Source organism: Pantoea sp. USMM079, from assembly GCF_037153115.1.
Taxonomy (GTDB): domain Bacteria; phylum Pseudomonadota; class Gammaproteobacteria; order Enterobacterales; family Enterobacteriaceae; genus Pantoea; species Pantoea communis.
In genome coordinates, this window is sequence record NZ_JBBCKX010000005.1 from 19,436 (window position 1) to 45,052 (window position 25,617).

Genomic DNA, 25,617 nt, shown 5'->3' on the forward strand with positions numbered 1-25,617 from the left:
GTTTTTAGATGACGCCCGATTACGACATCGCGTTAACCGTTAACCAGCTGTCGCTGTGGTACGGTGAACGCCAGGCGCTGAACAATATCGATCTGCACATCCCGAAAAACCGCATCACAGCGCTGATTGGTCCGTCCGGTTGTGGCAAGTCAACGCTGCTGCGCTGCTTTAATCGCATGAACGATGTGATTGATCGCTGCCGCATTGAAGGTGAAATTCTGCTCGATCAGCATGCGGTGATGCAGGCGAATCAGGATCTGCCTGCGTTGCGTCGCCGGATTGGCATGGTATTTCAGCGCCCGAATCCATTCCCGAAATCGATCTACGAGAACGTGGTGTACGGTTTGCGGCTGCAAGGGGTACGCGATCGTCGCGTGCTGAACGAAGCTTGTGAACGTGCACTGCGTGCAGCGGCACTGTGGAGTGAAGTGAAAGATCAGCTGGCACAGAATGCGTTGACGCTCTCCAGCGGTCAGCAGCAGCGTTTGGTGATTGCGCGTGCCATTGCCATTGAGCCGGAAGTATTGCTGCTGGATGAGCCGACGTCGGCGCTCGATCCGATTTCCACGCTAGTGATCGAAGAGTTGATGACCACGTTAAAGCAGCATTTCACGCTGGTGCTGGTGACGCACAACATGCAGCAGGCGGCGCGCGTGTCAGATTACACGGCGTTTATGCATAACGGACAACTGGTGGAGTTTGATGAAACCGACCGCATCTTCACCTCGCCAAAAGCGCGCAAAACCGAAGATTACATTACGGGTAGATTTGGTTAAGGGATAAGCAAGTTGCTCTACGTTTTCAGGGCGTAGAAAGGCAACAGGTTTTAGCAGCCCCAGGCGCTGACATCAGCCAGTGACTGGGGTGAATTAAGCGGGGCAACGTGTCTGCACGCGGCTGAATAAGGTGAAAATCAGTCGTGTGCGTAACCCTGAGGTGGCAACGGTTGCCCATCCAGCCAGGCTTTTCCATCACGCATCTGCAAACGACCATCGACAAACCAGCCGATCACCAGCGGATAAATCGCATGCTCCTGATGCTGTACACGTGAGGTGATCTCTTCTTCATCATCTTCAGCAAATACCGGAACGCGCGCCTGCAAAATCACCGGTCCGCCATCCAGTTCGTCAGTAACAAAGTGCACCGACGTGCCGTGTTCCTCATCGCCATTCTCTAGCGCCTGACGATGGGTATGCAGTCCGGGATATTTCGGCAGTAGCGACGGATGGATGTTCACCAACCGGTCGTGATAATGCGCGACAAACGCCTGACTGAGAATGCGCATGTAACCGGCCAGCACCACCAAATCCGGCGCATAGGCATCGATTTCCTGCATCAGTTGGCGGTCAAACGCATCGCGGTCGGCAAAGTCACTGGCGGCGAGACTATGGCCCGGCACGCTGGCTTCCTGCGCACGCGTCAAACCAAATGCCGAGGCTTTATTACTGAAAACGGCAGCGACGCTGCCGTTAATACGCCCGCTTGCGCAGGCGTCGAGGATGGACTGAAGATTGCTTCCGTTACCGGAGATCAGTACAACCAGTTTTTTCATGGATTAATAACCACTCGCTCTTCTGAGTCAGAGGCTTTAATCACGCCGATTTTCCACGCCTGTTCGCCAGAGTCGGTCATTAGCTGTACCGCTTTATCGGCATCGGCCGGGCTCAGCGCGATGATCATGCCCACGCCGCAGTTAAAGGTACGATACATTTCATGACGGCTGACGTTACCGGCCTGCTGTAACCAGCTGAACACGGACGGCCACTGCCAGCTCTTCTCGTCAATCACCGCCTGAGTATTGTCTGGCAACACGCGTGGGATGTTCTCCCAGAAGCCGCCACCGGTCAGGTGAGAAATCGCGTGCACATCCACCTGCTCGATCAGGCTGAGGATGTTTTTCACGTAGATGCGAGTCGGTGCCAGCAAATGATCGGCCAGTGGTTTGCCATCCAGCTGTTTGGTTTCTGGATCAGTCTGGCTGACTTCCAGAATTTTACGCACCAGCGAATAACCGTTCGAATGCGGGCCGCTTGAGCCCAGTGCGATCAGCACGTCGCCGTCCTGCACTTTCGAACCGTCAATGATTTCTGATTTTTCCACCACGCCGACGCAGAAACCAGCCACGTCATAGTCTTCACCGTGGTACATGCCTGGCATCTCAGCGGTTTCACCGCCGACCAGCGCACAACCTGACTGCAGGCAACCTTCGGCGATGCCGGTGATCACCGCAGAAGCGGTATCCACATCCAGTTTGCCGGTCGCGTAGTAGTCGAGGAAGAACAGCGGCTCAGCGCCTTGCACAATCAGGTCGTTGACACACATCGCAACCAGATCGATGCCGATGCTGTCATGACGTTTGAGATCCATCGCCAGACGCAGCTTGGTGCCGACGCCATCGGTTCCGGAGACCAGCACAGGCTCGCGGTATTTCTGCGGCAGCGCACAGAGCGCGCCAAAGCCACCCAGCCCACCCATCACTTCCGGGCGGCGAGTTTTCTTTACTACGCCTTTAATACGGTCAACCAGATCGTTACCAGCATCGATATCAACACCGGCGTCTTTGTAGCTGAGAGAGGTTTTGTCGGTCACTGCGGAATCCCCACGCGAATTGCGGTTGGTGGCAAAAATTAAGCGCGCTAATTCTATCAGCGCAGGCAAACGTTTGCGAGTGCCATCTCACGCCGCTTTGCACAGTGCTGATTTTTCGCCAATCCTTAAGATCACGCGAATCGCGCTAAGCCATTGACCAATGACAAGTGGCGCAGCGGCAAAAAGGCGGTATAATCCGGCGATTTTTTTTAGCTCAACTCAATTCCGGGAGAACAATCATGAAGATCGTGGAAGTCAAACACCCGCTGGTCAAGCATAAACTGGGCCTGATGCGTGAGCATGATATCAGCACCAAACGCTTCCGCGAGCTGGCCTCAGAAGTCGGCAGCCTGCTGACATATGAAGCCACTGCCGATCTGGCCACGGAGCGCGTCACCATTGAAGGCTGGAACGGCCCGGTTGACGTCGATCAAATCAAAGGCAAAAAAATCACCGTGGTGCCGATTCTGCGTGCGGGCCTCGGCATGATGGAAGGTGTGCTGGAGCACGTGCCAAGCGCGCGCATCAGTGTCGTCGGTGTCTACCGTGATGAAGAAACGCTGGAGCCGGTGCCTTATTTCCAGAAGTTGGTGTCAAACATCGAAGAGCGCCTGGCTCTGGTGGTTGACCCGATGCTGGCGACCGGTGGTTCGATGATCGCCACTATTGACCTGCTGAAAAAAGCGGGCTGCAACAGCATTAAAGTGCTGGTGTTGGTGGCGGCACCTGAAGGGATTGCGGCGCTGGAGAAAGCGCATCCGGACGTTGAGCTCTACACCGCGTCAATCGATCAGGGATTGAACGAGAAGGGCTATATCATTCCAGGTCTCGGCGATGCCGGCGATAAGATCTTCGGAACGAAATAAATAAAGCATCCAGCCGGCCAGAGAGTCGGCTTTTTTTTGGCAAAAACACAACAACTCAAGTAATGCCCTTTAGTTCAGTGCCGCATAAACACCAGCACCTTTGGTAGCGGCGCGATTTATCGCGCTCTTTTTCCCGACATGGCACTTAGCGTGTTGGAATATTGCGTAATGAATTGCGCCGCTCCCTGATGGCGCGGCCTGAACAAACAGCATTCATAACGACTAATGGGGATAGAGAGATAATGACAAGACGCGCGATCGGAGTAGACGAACGTCCACCGCTGCTGCAAACCATTCCACTCAGCCTGCAACACCTGTTCGCCATGTTTGGTGCCACAGTGCTGGTGCCAATTCTGTTCCACATCAACCCGGCCACCGTATTGCTGTTTAACGGCGTCGGTACGCTGCTGTATCTGTTTATCTGTAAAGGCAAAATCCCGGCGTATCTGGGTTCGAGCTTTGCGTTTATTTCACCGGTGCTGCTGCTGTTGCCGCTGGGTTATGAAGTGGCGCTGGGCGGCTTTATTTTGTGTGGTTTCCTGTTCTGCGTGGTGGCGCTGATCGTTAAAAAAGCCGGCACCGGTTGGCTGGATGTGATGTTCCCACCGGCCGCGATGGGCGCAATCGTTGCGGTGATCGGTCTGGAACTGGCGGGCGTGGCAGCCAATATGGCCGGTCTGTTGCCAGCCGAAGGCACCTCGCCAGACAGCAAAACCATCATCATTTCGATGGTGACACTGGCGGTCACGGTGTTTGGTTCGGTGCTGTTCCGCGGTTTCCTCGCCATTATCCCGATTCTGATCGGCGTACTGGCTGGCTACGCGCTCTCCTCCTTTATGGGCATCGTAAACTGGCAATCGGTGGCTGATGCGCCGTGGTTTGCACTGCCAACCTTCTACACGCCGCGCTTCGAATGGGCCGCGATGTTGACCATCCTGCCTGCGGCGCTGGTGGTGATCGCTGAGCACGTCGGCCACTTAGTCGTTACCGCCAATATCGTGAAAAAAGATCTGATTCGCGATCCCGGCCTGCATCGCTCGATGTTTGCTAACGGCTTGTCCACCATGATCTCCGGTTTCTTCGGCTCCACGCCAAACACCACTTACGGTGAGAACATCGGCGTGATGGCGATAACCCGTGTATACAGCACCTGGGTGATTGGCGGGGCGGCGATCTTCGCGATTCTGCTCTCTTGCGTAGGTAAACTGGCGGCCGCAATTCAGGCGATCCCGGTGCCGGTCATGGGGGGCGTTTCTCTGCTGTTGTACGGAGTGATCGGGGCTTCCGGTATTCGCGTATTGATTGAATCTAAAGTGGATTACAACAAAGCGCAGAATCTGATCCTGACCTCGGTGATCCTGATCATCGGCGTCAGCGGCGCGAAAGTGCATATCGGCGCTGCAGAACTGAAAGGCATGGCGCTGGCCACCATCGTTGGCGTCGCGTTGGCACTGATTTTCCGCGTAATCAATCTGTTACGGCCCGAGGAAGTGGTACTGGATGCCGAAGAAAAGCGCGAAAGTTAATGCGCTTTGCCGGGCAGGGAAGCCTGGTTCATCTCTTGCAAGGATCGTGATAAACTTGCGCCGTTTTCTGCCTGCTCATCCGTTGAGGTACTTCTGAACACGCCGGCACAGCTTTCACTGCCACTCTATTTACCCGATGATGAAACCTTTGCCAGTTTCTGGCCGGGGGAAAATCCGTCTCTGCTGGCGGCGCTGCAAGGCGCACTCTCTCAGCAACACGGCAGCTATCTCTATTTTTGGTCACGTGAAGGCGGCGGCCGTAGTCACTTACTGCATGCAGCCTGTGCTGAGATGTCGGCCCGTGGTGAAGCGGTGGGATATGTTCCGCTGGATAAACGCACCTGGTTTGTGCCGGAAGTGTTGGACGGCATGGAGAACCTGGCACTGGTCTGCATTGATAATATCGAATGCATTGCCGGTGATGCCGAGTGGGAGATGGCGATCTTCGATCTCTATAACCGTATTCTGGAAATCGGCAAAACGCGTTTGCTGATCACCGGCGATCGTCCACCGCGTCAGCTCAATCTTGGCCTGCCGGACTTAGCTTCCCGTCTCGACTGGGGACAAATCTATCGTTTGCAGCCATTGTCAGATGAAGACAAACTCCAGGCGATGCAAATGCGAGCAGGGCTGCGTGGTTTTGAGTTACCGGAAGATGTCGGGCGCTTCCTGCTGAAACGCCTCGACCGCGAAATGCGCACGCTGTTTGATACGCTTGATCGGTTAGATCGCGCCTCTATTAGCGCACAGCGCAAGCTCACCATTCCTTTTGTCAAAGAAGCGCTGGGGCTTTAAACAATCTCCAGCACCGCTTCCGGTGGACGGCCAATTCGTGCCTGATCACCGTTGATCACGATGGGGCGTTCGATCAGTTTCGGATGCTCAACCATCGCCTGCAGCAGTTGATCTTCACTCAACTGACTGTCTGCCAGATTTAACTCCTTATAAAGATCTTCTTTGCGGCGCATCAGATCGCGCGCACTACTCATGCCTAACTGTTGCAGCAGTTTTTTTAGCGCCTGCACGTCAGGCGGTGTTTCAAGATACAGCACCACATCAGTTTCAATGCCTTTATCCTGCAACAGCGCCAGGGTTTCGCGGCTCTTGCTGCAACGCGGGTTGTGATAAATGCTCACCATTATTTTTATCCTTTCTGATACTGACGGAACCGCTTTTGCAGTTCGCGGAACTGATCGATGCGAGCATCGTAACGTGCCTGTTTCAGGCTGCCGAGCGGCACCTGGGCGCTGGCACTGCTCAGGGTGGTGATCGCCTGATCGAGCTGGCCATTGAGTGCTAATCCTTCCGCTCGTGCCGACAACTCCTCATCCCGTAATCCCTGTGCTGCCGAGGCTTGTGCCAGTAAATCCCAGGCATTGACGTCATCGGGATGGGCAAAGGTATAACGATTGAGGATTCGCGTGGCGTTAGCGGGCTGTTTCGCCTCGACATAAGCGTTAGCGAGGTTGAGCTGTAATACCGGATTGGTGCTGCTACCTTTAGCGCTGGTCAGCATGTTGATCGCCTGCTGCGGCTGGTTCAGGCCGATGTCGATATCCGTCATGATATCCAGCAACCAGACGTTATCTGGCTGTTTCGCCAGCATTGGTGTGATGATTTTTTTCGCGCTGTCGAAGCTTTTTGCCTGCAGGAACTGCACCGCTTTACCGTATTGCGATGCCATTTGCTCACGTGAGTTGCCTTTGGCGTATTCATTTAACAGCTCATCGGTCAGCTGATTACGGCCAGTAGCGTACATACCCAACGAGCGCACCTTCGCCATATAGAAGCCTTCAGATGACTGCACCACCACCGGGCGCATCTGGTTGGCACGGTTACGCGCATCGGCCAAACGGCTATCCGGTAAGGGGTGCGTCAGTAAAATTTCCGGGGGTTTGGAGGAGAAGCGGCTTTGATCGGCGAGCTTCTGCAGGAAAGCTGGCATCGCCTGCGGATCGAAACCTGCACGTTGCAGCACCTGAATCCCGATGCGGTCAGCCTCTTGCTCATTGGCCTGAGTGAAGCTGATCATGCCCTGTTGCGTACCCGCCAACGTACCGGTTAACGCCGCCATCCCGGCTTGTGGGCTGGCAATGGCGAGCAGAATCGACCCTAATGCACCCACCCAGGTGAGTGGCGCATTACGCTTCTGCTCTTCCATCGCACGCGCCAGATGACGTTGGGTGACGTGGGAAATTTCGTGCGCCATCACCGACGCCAGTTGGCTTTCATTGTCGGTGTAGCGGAACAATGATGAATGCAGCACTACGTTGCCGCCGAAAAAGGCGAAAGCGTTCAGTTCGTCATTCTGAATGAGAAAGAAGTGAAACGGCGTGCGCACCGAATTGGCATGCGCCACCAGGCGCTGCCCTAACTCATTGATGTATTGATTTAATAGCGGATCGTTAATCAGCGGCGCACTGGCGCGCAGTTGGCGCACGTAGAAGTCGCCAATTTGTAATTCCTGATTAATGGATAGCGTTGAACCCGCCGTGGTTCCCATATCGGGCAGATTATCACTCACGTCCGCGTGCACGGAGAGTGCGGGCGTCAGCAGCAGCGTAGGAATAAGGGCCGCCAGCACTGATTTTTTCAACCGGTTAAACATGCCTTGATCCTGTAAAAGTCACCTGCAATTGGACAGGTAAGTCGTTCAAATGTTCTGCGCGTACTTTCCTTTGACGCAGCGCTTCTATCTTAACCAGCGCGTGGTAACAAGCAAATGAAGAAGCGACACAGACTTAAAATGAAAAAATGGCTACAGCGGGCGCTGATTGCAGCAAAAAATTGAATAGTCCGCCACGACCAGGTTAGCGCTTTTACAGGTTCAGAAGTTAAAGTTACGTAAAGTTGCTCAAAATAATTGAATCTGGCATGAACTTTTCCAGGTTTACTCTGAAAAACAAACGTCAAAACAGTGAACTGGCCTGTTTTATCCATCAGTGATTTTAATGGTGATTTTTTATAGGGTCGCCGAAATTTTAGTTAATTATGGTCATATTTTCAGCTCCCCTGGTTTGATAAAACCTAAATATCTGACAGTCGATTCAAGCCAGTTATTTTTTTAGGCATCTCTTCAGCTCAATCGAAAGCATTATTCAATTAGCCTGACTAATTATTATTTCCGCAATGAAAACCCCGGACAGGCCAAAACTACAGGACTTTTGCCCTGCTCACGCTGTGATATAGATAAGGCACTTTATTCAAACGGACTGTGAATTAGCGCAGTGCATGCCGGAGAGTTTTTATGCGTTCTGTTGTCTCTTACGCCCTGATTGCGATCGTGGGTGGGTTTGTTGGCGCCACCGTCAGCAAAAGTGATGATATTTATCAGCGAGTGGTGAGCCATTTTTCTGCCGAGCCAACCGATCCTGAAGGTTTCTGGAGCACACCTGCTGTCGATGGTTACGGCAAAATTCATTACGAATCTGATGCCGCCTTTAAACCGGTAGTCGGGCTGAGCAACAAAGTGGTGTTTCAAATCACCAAAAGCGAAGGGGACATGAAGCGGCCTAATCTTGGGCTGGAGCGCGTCGCCCGCGTCGTTAACCTCTACATCGCATCAGGCGTGCCTGCCGATCAGCTGCACTTTGTGGTCTCTGTGACCGGTGATGCCACGCCTGCCATGCTGGATAACGCGCATTTCCAGCAATTTTATAAAGCTGACAACCCTAATCTGGCGCTGATCGGCGAACTCAACAAATTAGGCGTCAAAGTGTCGGTGTGCGATCAGTCAGTGGCGTTCCATCACTTCCCGAAAGAGTGGATCGATCAATCGGTTATTCATGCGTTGTCCAGTCCGACCACGGTGTCGACGCTGGAAAATCAGGGTTATGCCTTCCTGCAAATGTAATTGGGCTTAAGGTCTTCTATCGAGGAGAAGTGAAATGCGTCCAGCGTCCTATATTGTTATCGCCGCACTGGCGGGTTTCGTGGGCGGTAATGTGTTACAGCTTCCAGAGCTGGTGGATAAGGTCAGCAGCAAGTTTGCTGACAACAAAAGCGAGCCAGCGGACTTCTGGAGCACGCCAGCCATAGCGGGCTACGGCAAAATCCATTTTGTGAATACGCCGGATTACAATCCCGCGAATACGCCAGGCCTGAGCAATAAGGTCGTTTTTCAGATCAACCGCACGGAAGGGGATGTCCGTCAACCTAACCTCGGACTGGAACGCGTGGCGCGTGTCACCAACCTTTATTACGCTGCCGGAGTGCCGCTAAATCAGCTGAATTTCGTGGTGTCAATCAACAGCGATGCCGTGCCTGCCGCGCTGAATAACGAACAATTCCGCAAAGCTTACGGCACAGATAACCCGAACCTGAAATTGATCGATGAGTTGAAGCAGGCGGGAGTGAAGGTCACGATCTGCGATCAGTCGGTGGCGTTCCATCAGCTACAGCGTGACTGGATCGATACGCGCGTCACTCATACGCTCTCCAGTGGCACCACAGTTGCCTCGCTGCAAAACGAAGGTTACGCCTTCCTGATGTTGTGATTCCTGCCTGACAGCAGTTCGCGCTGCTGTCATTTTTTCGTCATCTCCCCGCGATGTTGCTGTCACAGTTCGCCGCTACTTTAAGCGCCAATGAGATCGATCTCATTGCTCATTCACGAGGCGAACATGTCCGATTTAATCAGTGTGGCAAAGCTGGCTGGCGTATCTCGCGCTACCGCCGCACGCGCATTTTCTGATCCCCATCTGTTGCGGCCTGACACGCTGGAAAAGGTGTTGGCGGCATCAGAGCAACTCGGATTTCGCCCCAATCACATTGCACGTCAGCTGCGTACGCAAAGTTCTACCACGCTGGGTGTGCTGTTGCCTTCGCTGCTCAACCCGATCTTCTCACGCCAGTTACAGGCGATGGAACGTCAGGCGCGTGCGGCTGGATACGGTTTGCTGGTGGCAACCAGTGATTATCAGCCAGAGCGTGAAGCGGCGATCGTCGAACACATGCTGCGCCAGCGTGTGGCGGGCCTGGTGCTGACCGTGGCCGATGCGGATAACAGCGCGGTTCTGACCACGCTGCATGAAGCCAGCATGCCGTTTGTCCTGGCGCACAACGTGCCTCAGCAGAGTCACTGGCCAGCGATTTGCGTGGATAACCAACAGGCGATGCGGGAAGCCACCGAACATTTGCTAAGTCTGGGCCATCGTCATATCGGCATGGTCGCCGGGCCGATGCTGCAATCGGATCGCGCTCGCCTGCGTTATCAGGGCTACTGCGATGCGATGCAGGCCGCAGGGCTGAATGCGCTGCCGGTGATTGAAATGGCCAGCCATACCCATTCTGATTTCGCGCTGCTGCAACCGCAGTTGCAGGGCGCAGCACCGCTGACAGCGGTGATTTGTACAAATGATTTGCTTGCCATCAGCCTGATTGGTGCCGCGGCGCGTGCCGGTGTACGCATCCCGCAGCAACTTTCGGTGATGGGTTTTGACGGCATCGATATTGGCGAGCAGATTGCGCCGTCACTGGCGAGCGTCTCTCAGCCAGCCGACATGCTCGGTGCCTGTGCCATCGATATGTTGTTACAACAAGCCAGCCGCGGCACCCGCGTACTGGCCCACCGGTTGCGGAGCGGTGAAAGCATCGCCGCACCCGCCACCGTTTTGACTGCCACCACCAGGGAACCATAACCACCATGAAATTCCATAAAAAAATGAAAATTCTTGCAGGAGCGATCGCGCTGACCGCCGGTTCGCTGTTCAGTATGATGACGCAGGCCGCCGAAACCGCGATCTGCTACAACTGTCCGCCCGAATGGGCTGACTGGGGTACACAGCTCAAAGCCATTGCCAAAGACACCGGCATCACCGTGCCACAAGACAACAAAAACTCCGGCCAGGCGCTGGCGCAAATGGTGGCGGAGAAGGGCAATCCGGTGGCAGATGTGGTGTATTACGGCGTCAGTTTCGGCATCCAGGCCGACAGCGCGGGCGTCATCACCGATTATAAACCGCAGCACTGGGACGACATCCCAGCCGGAATGAAAGATCCGAACGGTAAATGGGTCGCGCTGCACTCGGGCACCATGGGCTTTATGGTCAACGTGGATGCGCTCGGCGGCGCGCCAGTGCCACAATCCTGGGATGACCTGCTGAAACCTGAGTACAAAGGGATGGTGGGCTACCTTGATCCGGCCAGTGCCTTTGTCGGTTATGTGGCTGCTGTGGCCGTTAACCAGGCGAAAGGCGGCAACATGCAGGACTTCACACCAGCGCTGAACTGGTTCAGGAAACTGCAGGCCAACCAGCCAATCGTACCGAAGCAGACGGCCTATGCGCGTCTGATTTCCGGCGAAATCCCGATTCTGCTCGACTACGACTTCAACGCCTATCGCGCCAAATATAAAGATCACGCCAACGTTGCGTTTGTGATCCCGAAAGAGGGCACGGTGACGGTTCCTTACGTCATCAGTCTGGTGAAGAACGCGCCACACGAAGCTAATGGCAAGAAAGTGATCGACTATGTGCTGTCGGACAAAGGTCAGGCGATCTGGGCCAATGCCTTCCTGCGCCCGGTGCGTACTTCTGCAATGTCACCCGAAGCGAAGAAATTCTTCCTGCCGGATAGCGATTATGCACGCGCCCAAACGGTCGACTATCAGCAGATGGCCGATGCGCAGAAAGCGTTCTCTGCGAAGTACCTGAGCGAGATTCACTAATCATGTCGATCTCCGACACCCTGGCGGCTTCACGCCGCCAGGCTCGCAGCTTGCCGGGCAGCAAATGGTTGTGGCTGACGCTGCCTGCGCTGCTGTTCTTCAGTGCATTTTGGTTGCTGCCGTTTGCGCGCCTGCTGCAAATCGGGATGCAAAACGATCGCACCACCCAGCACAGCGGCTACTGGACGGTAATTACTCAGCCGAATTACCTGCTGAGTTTGCTGAATACCGTATTGCTGTCGCTGGCGGTGACATTGGTCACGCTGGTGATTGCTGCCATCGTCGGCTGTTTTCTGGCGCGTCAGCGTTTCGCTGGGCGCGGCACGTTATTAGCCTTATTGACCTTCCCGCTGGCTTTTCCCGGCGTGGTAGTGGGTTTTCTGGTGGTGATGCTCGCTGGCCGTCAGGGCTTGCTGGCGCAAATCAGCATGAGCCTGGTGCACGAGCGCTGGACGCTGGCCTATTCACTCACCGGATTGTTTATCGGCTATCTCTATTTCTCGCTGCCGCGCGCCATCGTTACGCTCGTCGCGGCCAGTGAAAAGCTTGATCGCTCGCTGGAAGAAGCGGCACGTTCACTCGGCGCCAGTCAGTGGCGCATTACCTGGGACGTGATCGTGCCCGGCCTGCAGCCGGCATTGCTCTCTACCGGCGCACTCTGTTTCGCCACCAGCATGGGCGCGTTTGGCACCGCTTTTACGCTCGGCACCAATCTGGCGGTGCTGCCACTGACCATTTATGGCGAATTCACTAACTACGCCAATTTTGCCACGGCGGCAGCGCTGTCGGTGGTGATGGGCGCGGTTGCCTGGCTGGCGCTGATGTTAGCGCGCCGTCTGGCACACAAGGGGGCCGCATGAATCGTCGCGGATTGTTTAGCCTGCAGCTGCTTGTCACCACGCTCACCGCGCTGTTTATGATTGTGCCGGTGGTGCTGTCAATGCTGGCGGGTGTCACCAATAACTACTTTATCGGCCTGCGCAGCGGGTTGACCCTGAAATGGGTGGCGCAAGTGTGGGAGATGTACGCCGATACCTTCTGGCTGTCGTTGCTGATAGCGCTGTTCTGCTTGCTGGTCACTCTGGTGATAGGCGTACCCGCAGCGTGGGGCTTGTTGAAAGCGCCCGGCCGCTGGGCAGCACGTATTGAAGAGTGCCTGATGTTGCCCGTGGCGCTGCCCGGCTTAGCCACTGCGCTCGGCATCATTCTGCTTTACGGCCAGTTTTCCGGCCTGCGTGACAGCTGGGTGTTTATTCTGATTGGTCACGTGCTGTTCACGCTGCCGTTTATGATGCGACCGGTGCTGGCGGTGATGCAGGCGATCGATATGCCGCGTCTGGAAGAAGCTTCCGCCAGCCTCGGTGCCAGCCTGTGGCAGCGCTTCTTTACCGTGGTGGTACCCAACTGCCGCAACGGCATTCTGGCGGGCGCCTTTATGGTGATCACCCTGTCGGTGGGGGAGTTCAACATCACCTGGATGCTGCATACGCCGCTGACCAAAACCCTGCCGGTCGGCCTCGCGGACAGTTACGCCTCGATGCGACTGGAAGTGGGTTCCGCTTATACGCTGATTTTCATTCTGATGATTTTGCCGCTACTGCTGATGCTGAATGCGGTGAATCACTGGCTTAACCGCGCGGTATCGCGCCAAAACAAGGAGGCGGCATGAATCCTGCGGCCGTTACCGTGACGCTGCGCGGTTGTTCACGTCACTTCAATCACCAACTGGCATTGCATCCGCTCGATCTGACCGTGAATCCCGGGGAAACCCTGGTGTTGCTCGGGCCTTCTGGCTGCGGAAAAACCACCACCTTGCGCATCATCAGCGGGCTTGAGCGCTGTGATGCGGGCGGCGAGGTGTGGTTCGACGATCGTAACGTTACCGCGTTGCCGATTGAGAAACGCAACGTTGGCATGGTGTTCCAGAACTATGCGCTGTTTCCCAATCTTAACGTCGCCGAGAACGTGGCTTACGGCTTGAAAGTGCAGGGCGTGGCGCGTGCCGAGCGTGAAGCGCGCGTGCAGGAGATGCTGGAACTGGTGGATCTCAGCGCGTTGTCACAGCGCAGCATTGATAAGTTATCCGGTGGACAGAAACAGCGTGTGGCACTGGCGCGTGCGCTGGCAGCCAGACCCAAAGTGCTGCTGTTTGATGAGCCGCTGGCGGCGCTGGATGCACGTCTGCGCGATCGCCTGCGTCTGGAAATCGGCACCTTATTGAAGAAGCTGGCGATCACCGCCGTCTACGTCACCCACGATCAGCAAGAAGCCATGGCACTCGGCGATCGCATTGCGGTGATGGAGCAGGGGCGTCTGGTGCAGATCGATACGCCACAAAATATCTATCAGCATCCCGCTTCGAAGTTTGTCGCCGATTTTGTCGGGGCGATTAACTGCGTCGATGTCGATGCGCGTGGCAATGCACAGCGCTTCTGCCGCCCGGAAGATGTACTGCTCGCCAGCGACAATCGCTATGCGCGTCAGGGCTTTATCCTTGCCAGCACCTTTTTAGGCGCGTCGCAGCGGCTGATGATCGATATCGGTCTGGCCATGCCGATTCAGGTCGATCGCCATGCGCGTGAAGCCTGGCATGCCGGACAACCGGTGAGCTGGACGCTGGCGCAAGACGCCGCCCTGCAATTTTCTGCATCCTGAGGAAGAAATTCGTGTCTGAAGCATTGACGCTGATTGCGCAAATAAGTGATTTACACATCAAGGCGAACGGTCGCCTGTCGTATAAAAAAGTGGACACCCAGGCGGCGCTGCTGCGGGTTATCGAGACATTGAATCGTTTGACGCCGCGCCCGGACATGGTGGTGATCACCGGCGATCTGGTGGATTTCGGCAACGCAGAAGAGTATCAAACGCTGCGAACGGCGCTGCGACGTTTGCAGCTGCCTTACATGCTGATGGCGGGCAATCACGACGATCGCCAGCAGTTACGCGCGGCGTTTCCGGATCACCACTATCTGCAACGTGGTGAAACCCTCAACTGGCAGGCACGGGTAAAAGGGGTGCAGCTGCTGGCACTGGATTCCAGCGTGCCGCAGCAGCCGTGGGGCTACGTGGACCAAGCGCAGCTGGCCTGGCTGGAAGAGCAGTTGGTGCGCGAACCGCAATTGCCTACCCTGGTGATGTTGCACCATCCACCGTTGGTTTCCGGTATCGGTCATATGGATAAGCAACCGCTGCGTAATCCCGACGCGCTGGCGGCGATTATCCGCCAGCATCCGCAGGTGGAACGCGTGCTGAGCGGTCATTTGCACCGTTCGGTACAGGCGCGCTTCGCCGGGACGCTGGCCTGCGTGGCGCCGGGCGTCTCGCATCAGGTCGCCTTTGATTTGTCTGAAAATGGTCCGGCAAATTTCGTGCTGGAGCCGCCGGGTTTCCTGCTACATCGCTGGCACCCACAGCAAGGTATGACGACACACCAGTGCGCTATCGGCGATTATCCGGGCCCGTGGCCGTTCTATGATGCGAATGGTCTGATCGATTAGCGCCAACGTTTGCTGAATAATTACGCGTGTCTGACAGGATGGTTCGTGCTCAATCTGGTTTGCAGGTGTACAATTGGCGGTTCCCTCACCAGGGGTAGCTAGTCCAACTATAACTATATTGTCAGGCACGCGAATGATGAATTTTCACACCAGGGCGGTTGCGTCATGCTGATGCGCATCCGGCCAAAAACTGACCTGCGTACGCTGATCGCGTTGCTGGCGATCACCAGTATCGTCATTACGCTCGCCAATACCTTGTACGCCACCTGGCGTGTGCAGCGTATGGTGCTAATCGAGAGCACGCTCGAAGCCAATCGCGCTTATGCCACCAAACTGGCTGCCACCACGGAAGTTTTTTTCCAGCTGGCACAGTCGCAGCTGCACTACAGCGCGACGCAGTTGGGCAAGGATTTTGATAATCCAGAACTGGCGCAGCAGGAAGTGAATCGTCTGCGTGAGCAAACCAATAGCTTCAACTCCGTTGCGGTGGTCGACACCAATGGGATAGTGAAAGCGATTTCGCCTGAGTCACTGATGCTCAAAGGCATGCAGCTCACCAGCCAGGCTTCGCGGGAAGCGCTGGCACAGCGCCAACCGATGGTGAGCAAACCCACCATCTCTGCTGCCAACAATCTGATTGTGTTTGTCTCCTGGCCGATCTGGAGCAACGAAGGACGCTACCTCGGCTATGTAGGCGGCACTATTTATCTGAAGAAGAAAAGTATCCTCAATGCCTTACTCGGTGAGCAGTTCTACCGGGATGGCACGCGCGTGTATGTATTGGATCGCAACAATCAGGTGCTTTATCACCAGAATAGCCAGCTGATTGGTAAAACCGCGCCAGAGATCGTCAGCGAGCGTCAACGCAATGAGAGCACCAATGGCGAGGTGCAGGTCAAAGAAGAAGACACGCCGAAACTGGCGGGTTACGCCATTGTGCCGACCACCGGCTGGATGGTGGTGGCGCTCAAACCAACCGACGTCACCCTGCAACCGCTCTCGGGTTTGCTGCTGAAAGTGCTGAAAAACTCGGTGCCGTTTGCGTTGCTGACTTTACTGATGGCGGTGATCTTCGCCCGTCTGATTGCCTTGCCGCTGTGGCAACTGGCGCGTAAAGCCAGTCAGATGGACACCCAGGGCGTCTCGGGTGAAATTGGCGGTATTCGTGCCTGGTACTTCGAAGCCGCACAGGTAAAACGCGCCTTGCTCACCGGGATCGGACTGGTACAGGACAAAATCGGTCGGCTGAAATCGGAAGTACAAACCGATCCGATGACCAATTTGCTTAACCGCCGTGGCCTGAGTGCGGTGCTGGATTACTTCGAAACCATGCGTCAGCCTTTTGCGGTGCTGGCGCTGGATATCGACCATTTCAAGCGGGTGAATGACAACTTCGGCCATGATGTGGGTGATGAAGTGATCAAACAGGTGGCGCGTACCCTGCGTAACAGTGCGCGCCAGACCGACGTGGTGTGCCGTAATGGCGGCGAGGAATTTTTGATGCTGTTGCCAGCCACCTCGACGGAAGAAGCGCGGGTGATTGCCGAGCGCGTGCGTACCAGCATCGCCGAGAGCTGGATTGATCATGTTGGGCATATCACGCTTTCAGTGGGCATCGCACATTGGGAGGCCGATAACCAGCCGCAAGATGTGAGCTTGAAACAGGCGGATGCCGCACTCTATCAGGCGAAAAATGCCGGACGTAACTGCGTGATGATTGCCGGGCAGGATGCGCTGGTGAGCAGTATTACCCGCTAGTGCCTTAAGGGTCGACCAAAATGGCGACCCTATCACCAAAGTGCAGGATTTATACGGTGTGTAAAGACGCACAGGATTCTGCAAAATATCCAGCCCAATATGGGGTGATTAAACAGGCGCTATTGGACCTTAGCTGCTCAGGCTTTGCCGCCTGCCCCGAAGCGCAGATCCTCATCGGGTTTCTTAAGATGCAGGTTTATGCACATCAGGTTTTCGCCGTAAATTTCTGTACAATCGTCATCCCGTTTTTGGCGTCAAGGAAGTGAAATGCTGGCTCTGCTTTTCCAATGGTACAAACGTCGCTTTAGCGATCCGCAGGCGATTGGCCTGCTGGTAATCCTGTTGATGGCGTTCTGTATCCTGTTTTTCTTCAGTGGATTATTAGCACCGTTGCTGGTCGCGCTGGTGCTGGCTTATCTGCTGGAGTGGCCAACCGTTCGATTACAGCGCCTGGGATGCAGCCGCACCTGCGCCACCAGCATGGTGCTGATTGTTTTTGCCGGTATTTTGCTGGTGATGGTGCTGATTGTTGCGCCAGTGGCCTGGCAGCAGGGCATCAATTTGCTGCGTGACCTGCCGAATATGCTCAACAAGCTCTACGTCTATGCCGCCGGGTTGCCGAAGCGTTTTCCGGCGCTGGTGGATGCGGGCATCATCGATATCATCGTGGAGAATCTGCGTAGCCGCCTGACCGGGTTGGGGGAGTCATTGGTGAAGTACTCACTGGCCTCGCTAGTCGGGCTGATGACGCTGATGATCTATCTGGTGCTGGTGCCGCTGATGGTGTTCTTCCTGCTGAAAGATAAAGAACAGATGCTCAATGCTGTGCGTCGCGTGCTGCCGCGCAATCGCGGGTTGGCGGGCGTGGTGTGGCAGGAGATGAATCAGCAAATCACCAACTACATTCGTGGCAAAGTGCTGGAGATGGTCGCGGTAGGGTTTGTCACCTGGATTGCCTTCCTGGTCTTAGGGCTCAACTATGCGTTGCTGCTGGCGGTACTGGTCGGGATTTCCGTGCTAATTCCCTACATCGGCGCGATGGTGGTCACCATTCCGGTGATTGGCGTCGGTCTGTTCCAGTGGGGCTTAGGCACCGATTTCTGGACGATGTTTATCGTTTATCTGGTGGTGCAGGCGCTGGATGGTAATGTGCTGGTGCCGATTCTGTTTTCAGAGGCCGTCAACCTGCATCCGCTGGTGATCATTCTTTCGGTGGTGATTTTTGGTGGTATGTGGGGCTTTTGGGGCGTGTTCTTTGCCATCCCGCTGGCGACGTTAATCAAAGCCGTGGTGCGCGCCTGGCCGGAAACGGCGCTGGAGCATCAGCAGGGGTAAACAAAACGGGTGCACATTGTGCACCCGTTTTGTTTTATGCCGACTTCAGATAATCCAGCACGATGTCGTGGTGGTTCGACGTTTTGAAGTCGTCGAAGACTTTCTCAACTTTGCCGTTGCCGTCGATCAGGAAACTGATGCGGTGGATACCGTCATAGGTTTTACCCATAAAGGTTTTCTCACCCCAGACACCGAATTCCTGGCAGACCTGGTGGTCTTCATCAGATAAAAGGGTGAAGTTCAGCACCTCTTTTTCGGCGAAGCGTGACAGTTTTTCAGGCTTATCGGTGCTGATGCCCAGCACTTCCACGCCCACGGTTTTCAACGCATCCATGTTGTCGCGCAGACCACAGGCCTGAACGGTGCAACCCGGCGTCATGGCCTTCGGGTAGAAATAGACCAGAACGCGCTGTCCCTGGAAGTCGGCCAAATTTACTTGTTCGCCGTCCTGATCGGGCAAGCTAAATTTCGGTGCGGTATCACCGGCTTTCAGTGGATTCATCACAACTCTCCATTTTTTTCTTCATGCTGTGGGTAATACACCCTCGCGGCAAAAAGCACCAGCGGGTGCCACCCTCTGGGTTATTTCACTACACGGTATGCCGCAGGGCAGAGTGTGTGGAGAAATAATCCGGCGTTAGCTTACAGGGTGTTGTTGGCATCGTCGGTGACACTATAAAGACGAATTGAACCTTGTGCATGCAGTTCTTCACACAGATTGTTGAAGGCCTGTTCAAACGGTGCGCTGGCCTGATTATCCGGGCTGTGTGCCGTCATCTGAATATACAGTGTCGGTGGGACACCTTCCTGTGCCGGGGTAATACGCGACACCAATTCGGCAATGTTCATCTGATGTTTATCGAACAGATCGGTAAAGCGCTCAATGAGATGAGGAGAATCTGGCACTTCCACCTGCACCCATACCGTGGCTGGCATCGGTGGGGTGACGCGCGCATTAGTGCGCTTCATCACAATCAACAGTTCCAGCTCAGCCCCTTTCATCGGCAGCGTGGATTCAATCAGGGTTATCGCGTTCCAGCTCCCCGAAAGCAACATGATGAAGGTGAACTCATCGCCCAGCATCGCCAGACGACTGTCTTCAATATTACAGCCGCAGCTACTGACGTGGCGAGTGATGGTATTGACGATACCCGGACGATCAACGCCCAATGCGGTGATCACCAGATGGTGAGGCTGTGACTGCGACAAAATGGCATTTCCTGTACGTTCGCTAATAACCATAAGGTAAACATAAAAAAAACTGCTGACAAGGGTAGGAATGGCTTGGCTCGCTTGCTTTTCTTTCGAGGTAAAACGTAACATGAGGCACTTGTTTGTCGAGGGGATAGCCCATGTTCACCGGAAGTATTGTTGCGCTCATTACGCCAATGAATGAAAAAGGTAATGTCTGCCGCGAGAGTTTGAAAAAACTGATTGATTATCATGTTGCCAGCGGCACCGCGGCGATTGTTTCTGTTGGCACCACCGGCGAATCCGCTACCCTCAGCCATGAAGAACATGGCGATGTGGTGATGCAGACCCTGGAGCTGGCGGATGGCCGTATCCCGGTGATTGCCGGTACCGGCGCCAATGCCACTGCTGAAGGTATCTCTCTCACGAAGCGCTTTACCGGCTCCGGTGTGGTGGGTTGTCTGACCGTGACGCCTTACTACAACCGTCCAACTCAGGAAGGTCTGTTCCAGCACTTCAAAGCGATTGCCGAAAGCACCGATCTGCCACAGATGCTGTATAACGTACCATCACGTACGGGCTGCGACATGCTGCCAGAAACCGTGGCTCGCCTGGCCGAAATTAAAAATATTATCGGAATCAAAGAGGCCACCGGGAACTTATCGCGTATTTCTCAGATCCAAGAGCTGGTTAATGATGAGTTCATTATTGTCAGCGGCGATGACGCGACAGCTTTGGACTCCATGCAACTGGGCGGCAAAGGCGTAATCTCGGTTACAGCCAACATTGCAGCGCGTGAAATGGTTGAACTCTGTGCGCTGGCGCAACAGGGTAATTTTGCCGAAGCGCGTCGCCTGAATCAGCGTCTGATGCACCTGCACCAGACGCTTTTCTGTGAACCCAATCCAATCCCGGTTAAATGGGCAGCGAAACAGCTAGGATTAATCGCGGATGACACGCTGCGCTTGCCGATGACGCCACTGACCGAAGCCGGTCAGGCGAAAACGGCTCAGGCGCTGATTAAAGCGGGTCTGCGATAAATTAGGGAGAATCAATGAGTTATTCAGTTAAGCGCTCGACGCTGGCAACCGTGGTGGGCTTGTCCACCCTGATGCTGCTAACAGCTTGTTCCAGCGATCAGCGTTATAAGCGCCAGGTCAGCGGTGATGAATCTTACCTGCAGGCGCCTGAACTGCATGATTTAAAAGCCCCGGCGGGGATGATTCTGCCTCTGCAGAATGGCGATTACGATGTGCCGCACACTGTTGCGAAGGGTGCAGTAGGTAAAGAACTGGATATTCGTCCTCCGGCTCAACCTCTGGCGCTGCTGAACGGCACGCGTGCACAGTTCACTGGTAATACCGGTGTGCTGGCGGTTGAGAGCAGCCGTGGCTCGATCTGGTCACAGGTGGTGAATGTGATCCAGTCCTACAAGTTCCCGATTGCACAGCGTGATGATGCTGGGCAGCAGCTGACCACCGATTGGGTGCAGTGGAACCGTGCGGATGAAGATAACCAGTATCGTGGTCGTTATCAGATCAGCGTACAAAACCAGAGCTATCAGCAGGTGTTGACAGTCCGTCTGCTGGAATTGCAGCAGAAAGGTGAGACGGTGACGGCTCCGGCACAGATCCAACGCTACACCGGCCAGATGTTGAACGACATCAGTACCGGTCTGGATAAGATCGACACCGCCAGTGCTGATGCCGCTGCGGGCCGCGCGACCGGGCAGATTGATGTCCAGAGCGGCGCAGATGATACCGGTCTGCCACTGCTGGTGCTGCGTTCACCGTTTAACGTCACCTGGCAGCGTCTGCCAGCGGCGCTGAAGCGTGTGGGCATGGAAGTCACCGATGACAACCGCTCGCAGGGTAGTCTGAAAGTGACCTACAAGCAGCCGGGCAGCAGCGCGTTTGACGCGATTGGTGCGAAAGATCCTGAGCTGCCAAACGGCGATTACAAATTGCAGGTTGGCGATCTGGATAACCGCAGCAGTCTGCAGTTCATTGATCCTAAGGGCCACGTGCTCACTCAGGCGCAGAACGATGCACTGGTGGCGGTGTTCCAGGGTGCACTGAACAAATAAATTGCCAAAGGGCCGGAGATTCTCCGGCCTTTTTGTTTTGGATTTGGCATAATAGCGCCCGGCGAAGTAAACGATTGCGTCAGGCAGTCATCGCGCGGTGAAACACCGCTGAACACGGGTTCTTTCATGTTTGGAGTTAATGAGATGCAAAAGCGAGCTGAGTTGTATCGCGGTAAAGCGAAAACCGTATACAGCACCGATAATCCGGATCTGCTGGTACTTGAATTCCGCAACGATACGTCAGCAGGAGACGGTGCACGAATCGAGCAATTTGATCGCAAAGGAATGGTGAACAACAAGTTCAACCATTTCATTATGACCAAATTGCAGGAAGCGGGCATTCCGACCCAGATGGAAGCGCTGCTGTCGGATAACGAAGCGCTGGTCAAAAAGCTGGAGATGGTGCCGGTGGAGTGCGTAGTGCGCAACCGTGCGGCAGGATCGCTGGTAAAACGTCTGGGCGTGGAAGAGGGCATGTTGCTCAATCCACCGCTGTTTGATCTCTTCCTGAAAGATGACGCCAAACACGACCCGATGGTCAACGAATCCTACTGCGAGACCTTTGGCTGGGTCAGCAAAGCCAATCTGGCGCGCATGCAGGAACTGACTTTCAAAGCCAACGACGTACTGAGCAAACTGTTTGATGACGCCGGTTTGATCCTGGTCGACTTCAAGCTGGAGTTCGGTCTGTTTAACGGTGAAGTGACGTTGGGCGATGAGTTCTCGCCAGATGGCGCGCGTCTGTGGGACAAAGAAACCATGGACAAAATGGACAAAGACCGTTTCCGTCAGAGCCTCGGCGGCCTGATTGAAGCGTATGAAGAAGTGGCGCACCGCCTGGGTGTGAAACTGGATTAAGTCTTCAGCGATGCCTTTTCGGTGCGCATTCCAGCGCACGGTAAACAGGGGGTCGTCATAAATGAAAGGTCGTCATCGTTGGCGGCCTTTTCTGTTTCTACCCTGCCTGCACGTTATTTAATACGCCTCCTTTCTCTCAATCTCGCGACGCTAACGCCGCAACGCTGGTGATTAGCGATGCCGCCAACTAAAATCATGCAAAACCTTTTAACAGGAGCGAGCCATGCGCTGGCAAGGTCGTCGTGAAAGCGACAATGTAGAAGATCGTCGCAATGATTCACCCGGATTGGGCGGCGGCGGTCGGCAAATCCGCATTCCACGCGGCAAGGGCGGCATCATTCTGCTGATTGTGGTGGCCGTGGCGGGTTATTACGGTTACGACCTCACCGCGCTGCTGGAAGGCGGCACGCCGGTGACACAACAGCAACAGCGCCCGGTGAACTCTGCGCAGGATAATGAGGATGCCAAATTCACTAAGGTGATTCTCGCGACTACCGAAGAGACCTGGGGCACGCTGTTCCAGAAAATGGGCAAACAGTACGTTCCGCCTAAGCTGGTGATGTATCGCAACTACACATCGACCAGCTGCGGCACCGGCCAGTCGGCGATGGGGCCGTTTTACTGTCCGGCGGATCAAACCGTCTATATCGATCTGTCGTTTTACGATGATATGAAAACCAAGCTGGGTGCGGGCGGAGACTTCGCGCAGGGCTATGTGATTGCGCATGAAGTCGGCCATCACATCCAGAAACTGCTGGGCATCGAGCCGAAAGTACGTCAGATGCAGCAGGGTGCCACTCAGGCGCAGGCCAATCAGCTGTCGGTGAAAATGGAGTTGCAGGCAGACTGCTTTGCCGGCGTGTGGGGCCATTATGTGCAGCAGCAAAATATGCTGGAAGTGGGCGACCTCAAGAAAGCGCTGGATACCGCAGAAGCGATTGGTGATGACCGATTGCAGCAGAAAAGCCAGGGCCGCGTGGTGCCGGATAGCTTCACACACGGCACTTCACAACAGCGCTATACCTGGTTCAAACGCGGTTTTGACAGCGGAAACCCGGGCGACTGCAACACCTTCGCCGCCAACTGATGTCGTTAGTTGATATCACCGCCGCGATGCAGCGAGCGGGCATTCGTCGCTTGTGTGTGATCGCCGGTGAAGCTGACTGGGCGATGCAGCAGGTAGTTGAGTGGCGTGCAGCGCTGTCCGGCGACTGGCTCACGCTCAGCGACAGCGATGATTTCCCCCAGCGCGTGGCGCCTGCAGCTCTGCGCACGCTGCTGGGTCGTGAATTCCAGCATGCGATTTTCGATGCGCGCAGCGGTTTCCATGCGGAGGCCTTTGCGGCGTTAGCGGGCACGTTGCGTGCGGGAAGCTGGTTGTTGTTACTGACGCCGCCGTGGCAAGACTGGGCCACGCAACCGGACTGCGACAGCCTGCGCTGGGCCGATGTCGGCGAACCGATCGCCACGCCTCATTTCATTCACCATCTGCAGCAGCTGATTGAGCAGGATCCGCAGGTCATATTGCTGCATCAGCATCAGCATCAGTATCAGTATCAGTATCAACATGAGCGCGCACCCGAATTGCTGCAGCAACACCAGCCTGCGCGCGCATCCGGATTACTGCATCAGCATCAACCTGAGCGCGCATCTGAATTACTGCATCAGCATCAATGTGAGCGCGTACCCGAATTACAGCACCCACACCAGCCTGCGCGTACTCCTGCCTTACTGGACTTACCCGATTGGCACTGCCAGGCTCCACAGCAGCAGGCGCGGATCCTGCAACAGCTGCTTAAGATGCCCTTCGGCGTGGCGGTGATCACGGCTGCACGTGGACGGGGCAAATCGGCGCTGGCCGGGATGCTGGCCAAGCATAATCAGCACTGCCTGGTGACGGCACCGGCCAAAGTTTCCACTGAGGTGCTGGCAGCATTTGCCGGTGAACATTTTCGTTTTATGGCACCGGATGCCATTCTCGCGATGGACGCTGAGCCGTCAGTGCAGTGGCTGATCGTTGATGAAGCGGCCGCCATTCCAGCACCGTTGTTGCAGCAGTTTGTGCAGCGTTTCCCTCGTGTGCTGATGATCACCACCGTGCAGGGTTACGAGGGCACCGGGCGCGGTTTTATGCTGCGTTTCTGCGCTACCTTGCCACAGGTGCAACATTTCCAGCTCGATGAACCCTTGCGCTGGTCAGTGCACGATCCGCTGGAGCAGTGGCTAAGCCATGCGCTGCTGTTTGAGGATGCGATAGAAAGCGGACCTAACGGCGAGATAACGATTTTCCCCGCCACGCCAGAGCAAGGAGCACTGGAAGCGGGCTACCGTCTGCTGGCGAGCGCCCACTATCGCACTTCTCCCATTGACCTGCGGCGCATGCTCGATGCCCCCGGCATGCGTTTCTGGCTGGCAGGCACGCCAGAAAATATTGTCGGCGCACTGTGGCTGGTGGAAGAGGGGGGGTTAGACAAGCCGCTGGCTGATGCCGTCTGGGCGGGGTTGCGCCGTCCGCGCGGCAATCTGGTCGCACAGTCACTGGCAGCCCATGCGGGATTTGCCGAAGCCGCCACCTTGCGCTCGCAGCGTATCAGTCGCATTGCCGTGTTAGCCGCACAACGACAGCGCGGTATTGGCAGCGCGTTGGTGGCCATGGCACAGCAGCAGGCGGAAGGATGCGATTTCCTTTCGGTGAGTTTTGGCTATACCGAATCGCTCTGGCAGTTCTGGCAGCGTTGTGGCTTTACTCTGGTACGCATCGGCTCACAGCGTGAAGCCAGCAGTGGCTGCTATGCGGCGATGGCGATACGTCCCTTAACGCCTGCCGGAGAACAACTGCAGCAGCAGGCGGCACAGCGATTTGCGCGTGACGCGGTGTGGTTGCGTGACATTATTGATGTTCCCTTCAAGACAACCGATCACTCTCAGACACTGAGCGAGGATGACTGGCCGCTGCTGGCAGGATTTGCCTGGGCGCAACGGCCTTATGAGGCGAGCTATGCCGCGTTGCAGCGCCTGGTGCGAGCCTCCTCGCAACCGCTGCTTGAAGCCATACTTGTGCAAAAACAAGCGTTGAGTGCTGTAGCGCAGCAAGCGGGACTCAGTGGTCGCAAAGCCCTGGTGCAACGCTTACGCCAGGAGACGGCTGAAGCATTGATTCAGTGTGATGCCAGCCGGGCGGAACAGTGGCAGCAGCAGTTGGCATCGTTGCAATAAATCCATTATCTCGTTCAAATTTTCCCAA

25 protein-coding genes are annotated in these 25,617 nt (G+C 55.4%); 19 read left to right on the top strand and 6 right to left on the bottom strand.

From position 1 onward, the window contains the following. The first annotated feature begins 8 nt into the window (after positions 1–8). On the top strand, positions 9–776 hold the full coding sequence (pstB, locus tag WFP70_RS09740) for a phosphate ABC transporter ATP-binding protein PstB (RefSeq protein WP_038645455.1): 768 nt from the start codon (positions 9–11) through the stop codon (positions 774–776). A 137-nt stretch (positions 777–913) separates the two neighbouring features. Here the strand turns inward: pstB and purN are convergent, their stop codons facing one another. Next, positions 914–1,552: a phosphoribosylglycinamide formyltransferase gene (gene purN, locus WFP70_RS09745; RefSeq protein WP_160834301.1), complete on the bottom strand. Its 639-nt coding sequence runs from the start codon at positions 1,550–1,552 to the stop codon at positions 914–916. Next, positions 1,549–2,589, bottom strand: coding sequence for a phosphoribosylformylglycinamidine cyclo-ligase (gene purM, locus WFP70_RS09750; RefSeq protein ID WP_337023364.1), 1,041 nt, complete (start codon positions 2,587–2,589; stop codon positions 1,549–1,551). Before purM ends, purN begins: the two co-directional genes overlap by 4 nt. 239 nt (positions 2,590–2,828) lie before the next feature. Here purM and upp point away from each other — a divergent pair, with 239 nt between their 5' ends. The 3 genes from upp (at position 2,829) to hda (ending at position 5,776) form a co-directional block, all read left to right on the top strand. Next, complete coding sequence (gene upp / locus WFP70_RS09755; RefSeq protein WP_034825735.1) at positions 2,829–3,455, top strand: uracil phosphoribosyltransferase; 627 nt, start codon at positions 2,829–2,831, stop codon at positions 3,453–3,455. A gap of 242 nt (positions 3,456–3,697) precedes the next feature. Then, on the top strand, positions 3,698–4,981 hold the full coding sequence (gene uraA, locus WFP70_RS09760; RefSeq protein WP_337023363.1) for a uracil permease: 1,284 nt from the start codon (positions 3,698–3,700) through the stop codon (positions 4,979–4,981). Positions 4,982–5,074: 93 nt separating this feature from the next. Continuing rightward, positions 5,075–5,776, top strand: a complete 702-nt coding sequence (hda, locus tag WFP70_RS09765) for a DnaA inactivator Hda (RefSeq protein ID WP_202403671.1) — start codon at positions 5,075–5,077, stop codon at positions 5,774–5,776. Here hda and arsC read toward each other — a convergent pair. Together arsC and WFP70_RS09775 are read right to left on the bottom strand one after the other, a co-directional pair. Beyond that, complete coding sequence (gene arsC / locus WFP70_RS09770; RefSeq protein WP_058959115.1) at positions 5,773–6,120, bottom strand: arsenate reductase (glutaredoxin); 348 nt, start codon at positions 6,118–6,120, stop codon at positions 5,773–5,775. The genes hda and arsC overlap by 4 nt on opposite strands. 5 nt (positions 6,121–6,125) lie before the next feature. Continuing rightward, complete coding sequence (locus WFP70_RS09775) at positions 6,126–7,589, bottom strand: beta-barrel assembly-enhancing protease (RefSeq protein ID WP_097118589.1); 1,464 nt, start codon at positions 7,587–7,589, stop codon at positions 6,126–6,128. 639 nt (positions 7,590–8,228) lie between these two features. Here WFP70_RS09775 and WFP70_RS09780 point away from each other — a divergent pair. The 10 genes from WFP70_RS09780 (at position 8,229) to WFP70_RS09825 (ending at position 18,238) form a co-directional block, all read left to right on the top strand. Continuing rightward, positions 8,229–8,834: a DsrE family protein gene (locus WFP70_RS09780; RefSeq protein ID WP_058959113.1), complete on the top strand. Its 606-nt coding sequence runs from the start codon at positions 8,229–8,231 to the stop codon at positions 8,832–8,834. A 34-nt stretch (positions 8,835–8,868) separates the two neighbouring features. Next, complete coding sequence (locus tag WFP70_RS09785) at positions 8,869–9,477, top strand: DsrE family protein (protein WP_058959112.1); 609 nt, start codon at positions 8,869–8,871, stop codon at positions 9,475–9,477. 126 nt (positions 9,478–9,603) lie between these two features. Then, a complete protein-coding gene (locus WFP70_RS09790; RefSeq protein ID WP_034825748.1) occupies positions 9,604–10,620 on the top strand; it encodes a substrate-binding domain-containing protein in 1,017 nt (338 codons plus the stop codon). Between the two features lie 23 nt (positions 10,621–10,643). Further along, on the top strand, positions 10,644–11,648 hold the full coding sequence (locus tag WFP70_RS09795; protein WP_249221656.1) for an ABC transporter substrate-binding protein: 1,005 nt from the start codon (positions 10,644–10,646) through the stop codon (positions 11,646–11,648). Between the two features lie 2 nt (positions 11,649–11,650). Next, entirely contained in the window at positions 11,651–12,508 is an 858-nt protein-coding gene (locus WFP70_RS09800) for an ABC transporter permease (RefSeq protein WP_337023362.1), read from the top strand. After that, positions 12,505–13,317 (top strand): ABC transporter permease, encoded by an 813-nt coding sequence (locus WFP70_RS09805; RefSeq protein ID WP_211728299.1) that lies wholly within the window; start codon positions 12,505–12,507, stop codon positions 13,315–13,317. Before WFP70_RS09800 ends, WFP70_RS09805 begins: the two co-directional genes overlap by 4 nt. After that, on the top strand, positions 13,314–14,303 hold the full coding sequence (locus WFP70_RS09810; protein WP_097118584.1) for an ABC transporter ATP-binding protein: 990 nt from the start codon (positions 13,314–13,316) through the stop codon (positions 14,301–14,303). Before WFP70_RS09805 ends, WFP70_RS09810 begins: the two co-directional genes overlap by 4 nt. A gap of 11 nt (positions 14,304–14,314) precedes the next feature. After that, positions 14,315–15,145 carry a metallophosphoesterase gene (locus WFP70_RS09815; protein WP_200578161.1) on the top strand — a complete coding sequence of 277 codons (831 nt, stop codon included), beginning with the start codon at positions 14,315–14,317 and terminating at the stop codon, positions 15,143–15,145. 165 nt (positions 15,146–15,310) lie between these two features. Beyond that, positions 15,311–16,903, top strand: a complete 1,593-nt coding sequence (locus WFP70_RS09820; protein ID WP_337023361.1) for a sensor domain-containing diguanylate cyclase — start codon at positions 15,311–15,313, stop codon at positions 16,901–16,903. Positions 16,904–17,170: 267 nt separating this feature from the next. Further along, on the top strand, positions 17,171–18,238 hold the full coding sequence (locus WFP70_RS09825) for an AI-2E family transporter (RefSeq protein ID WP_038645487.1): 1,068 nt from the start codon (positions 17,171–17,173) through the stop codon (positions 18,236–18,238). A gap of 34 nt (positions 18,239–18,272) precedes the next feature. On the opposite strand, the gene bcp is transcribed toward WFP70_RS09825, so the two are convergent. Beyond that, positions 18,273–18,740 (bottom strand): thioredoxin-dependent thiol peroxidase, encoded by a 468-nt coding sequence (gene bcp, locus WFP70_RS09830; protein ID WP_034825761.1) that lies wholly within the window; start codon positions 18,738–18,740, stop codon positions 18,273–18,275. A gap of 140 nt (positions 18,741–18,880) precedes the next feature. Continuing rightward, positions 18,881–19,480: a glycine cleavage system transcriptional repressor gene (locus WFP70_RS09835; RefSeq protein WP_370523124.1), complete on the bottom strand. Its 600-nt coding sequence runs from the start codon at positions 19,478–19,480 to the stop codon at positions 18,881–18,883. 110 nt (positions 19,481–19,590) lie between these two features. Here WFP70_RS09835 and dapA point away from each other — a divergent pair, with 110 nt between their 5' ends. The 5 genes from dapA (at position 19,591) to WFP70_RS09860 (ending at position 25,589) form a co-directional block, all read left to right on the top strand. Beyond that, a complete protein-coding gene (gene dapA / locus WFP70_RS09840) occupies positions 19,591–20,469 on the top strand; it encodes a 4-hydroxy-tetrahydrodipicolinate synthase (RefSeq protein ID WP_337023360.1) in 879 nt (292 codons plus the stop codon). Between the two features lie 14 nt (positions 20,470–20,483). After that, positions 20,484–21,515, top strand: coding sequence for an outer membrane protein assembly factor BamC (gene bamC, locus WFP70_RS09845; RefSeq protein WP_034825767.1), 1,032 nt, complete (start codon positions 20,484–20,486; stop codon positions 21,513–21,515). Between the two features lie 144 nt (positions 21,516–21,659). After that, the gene (purC, locus tag WFP70_RS09850; RefSeq protein WP_034825771.1) at positions 21,660–22,373 is read left to right on the top strand and encodes a phosphoribosylaminoimidazolesuccinocarboxamide synthase; all 714 of its coding nucleotides are present in this window, start codon (positions 21,660–21,662) and stop codon (positions 22,371–22,373) included. Between the two features lie 223 nt (positions 22,374–22,596). Continuing rightward, positions 22,597–23,460, top strand: a complete 864-nt coding sequence (ypfJ, locus tag WFP70_RS09855; protein ID WP_038645493.1) for a KPN_02809 family neutral zinc metallopeptidase — start codon at positions 22,597–22,599, stop codon at positions 23,458–23,460. Then, on the top strand, positions 23,460–25,589 hold the full coding sequence (locus WFP70_RS09860; RefSeq protein WP_337023359.1) for a tRNA(Met) cytidine acetyltransferase TmcA: 2,130 nt from the start codon (positions 23,460–23,462) through the stop codon (positions 25,587–25,589). The genes ypfJ and WFP70_RS09860 overlap by 1 nt, the downstream gene beginning before the upstream one ends. Positions 25,590–25,617: the final 28 nt, after the last annotated feature.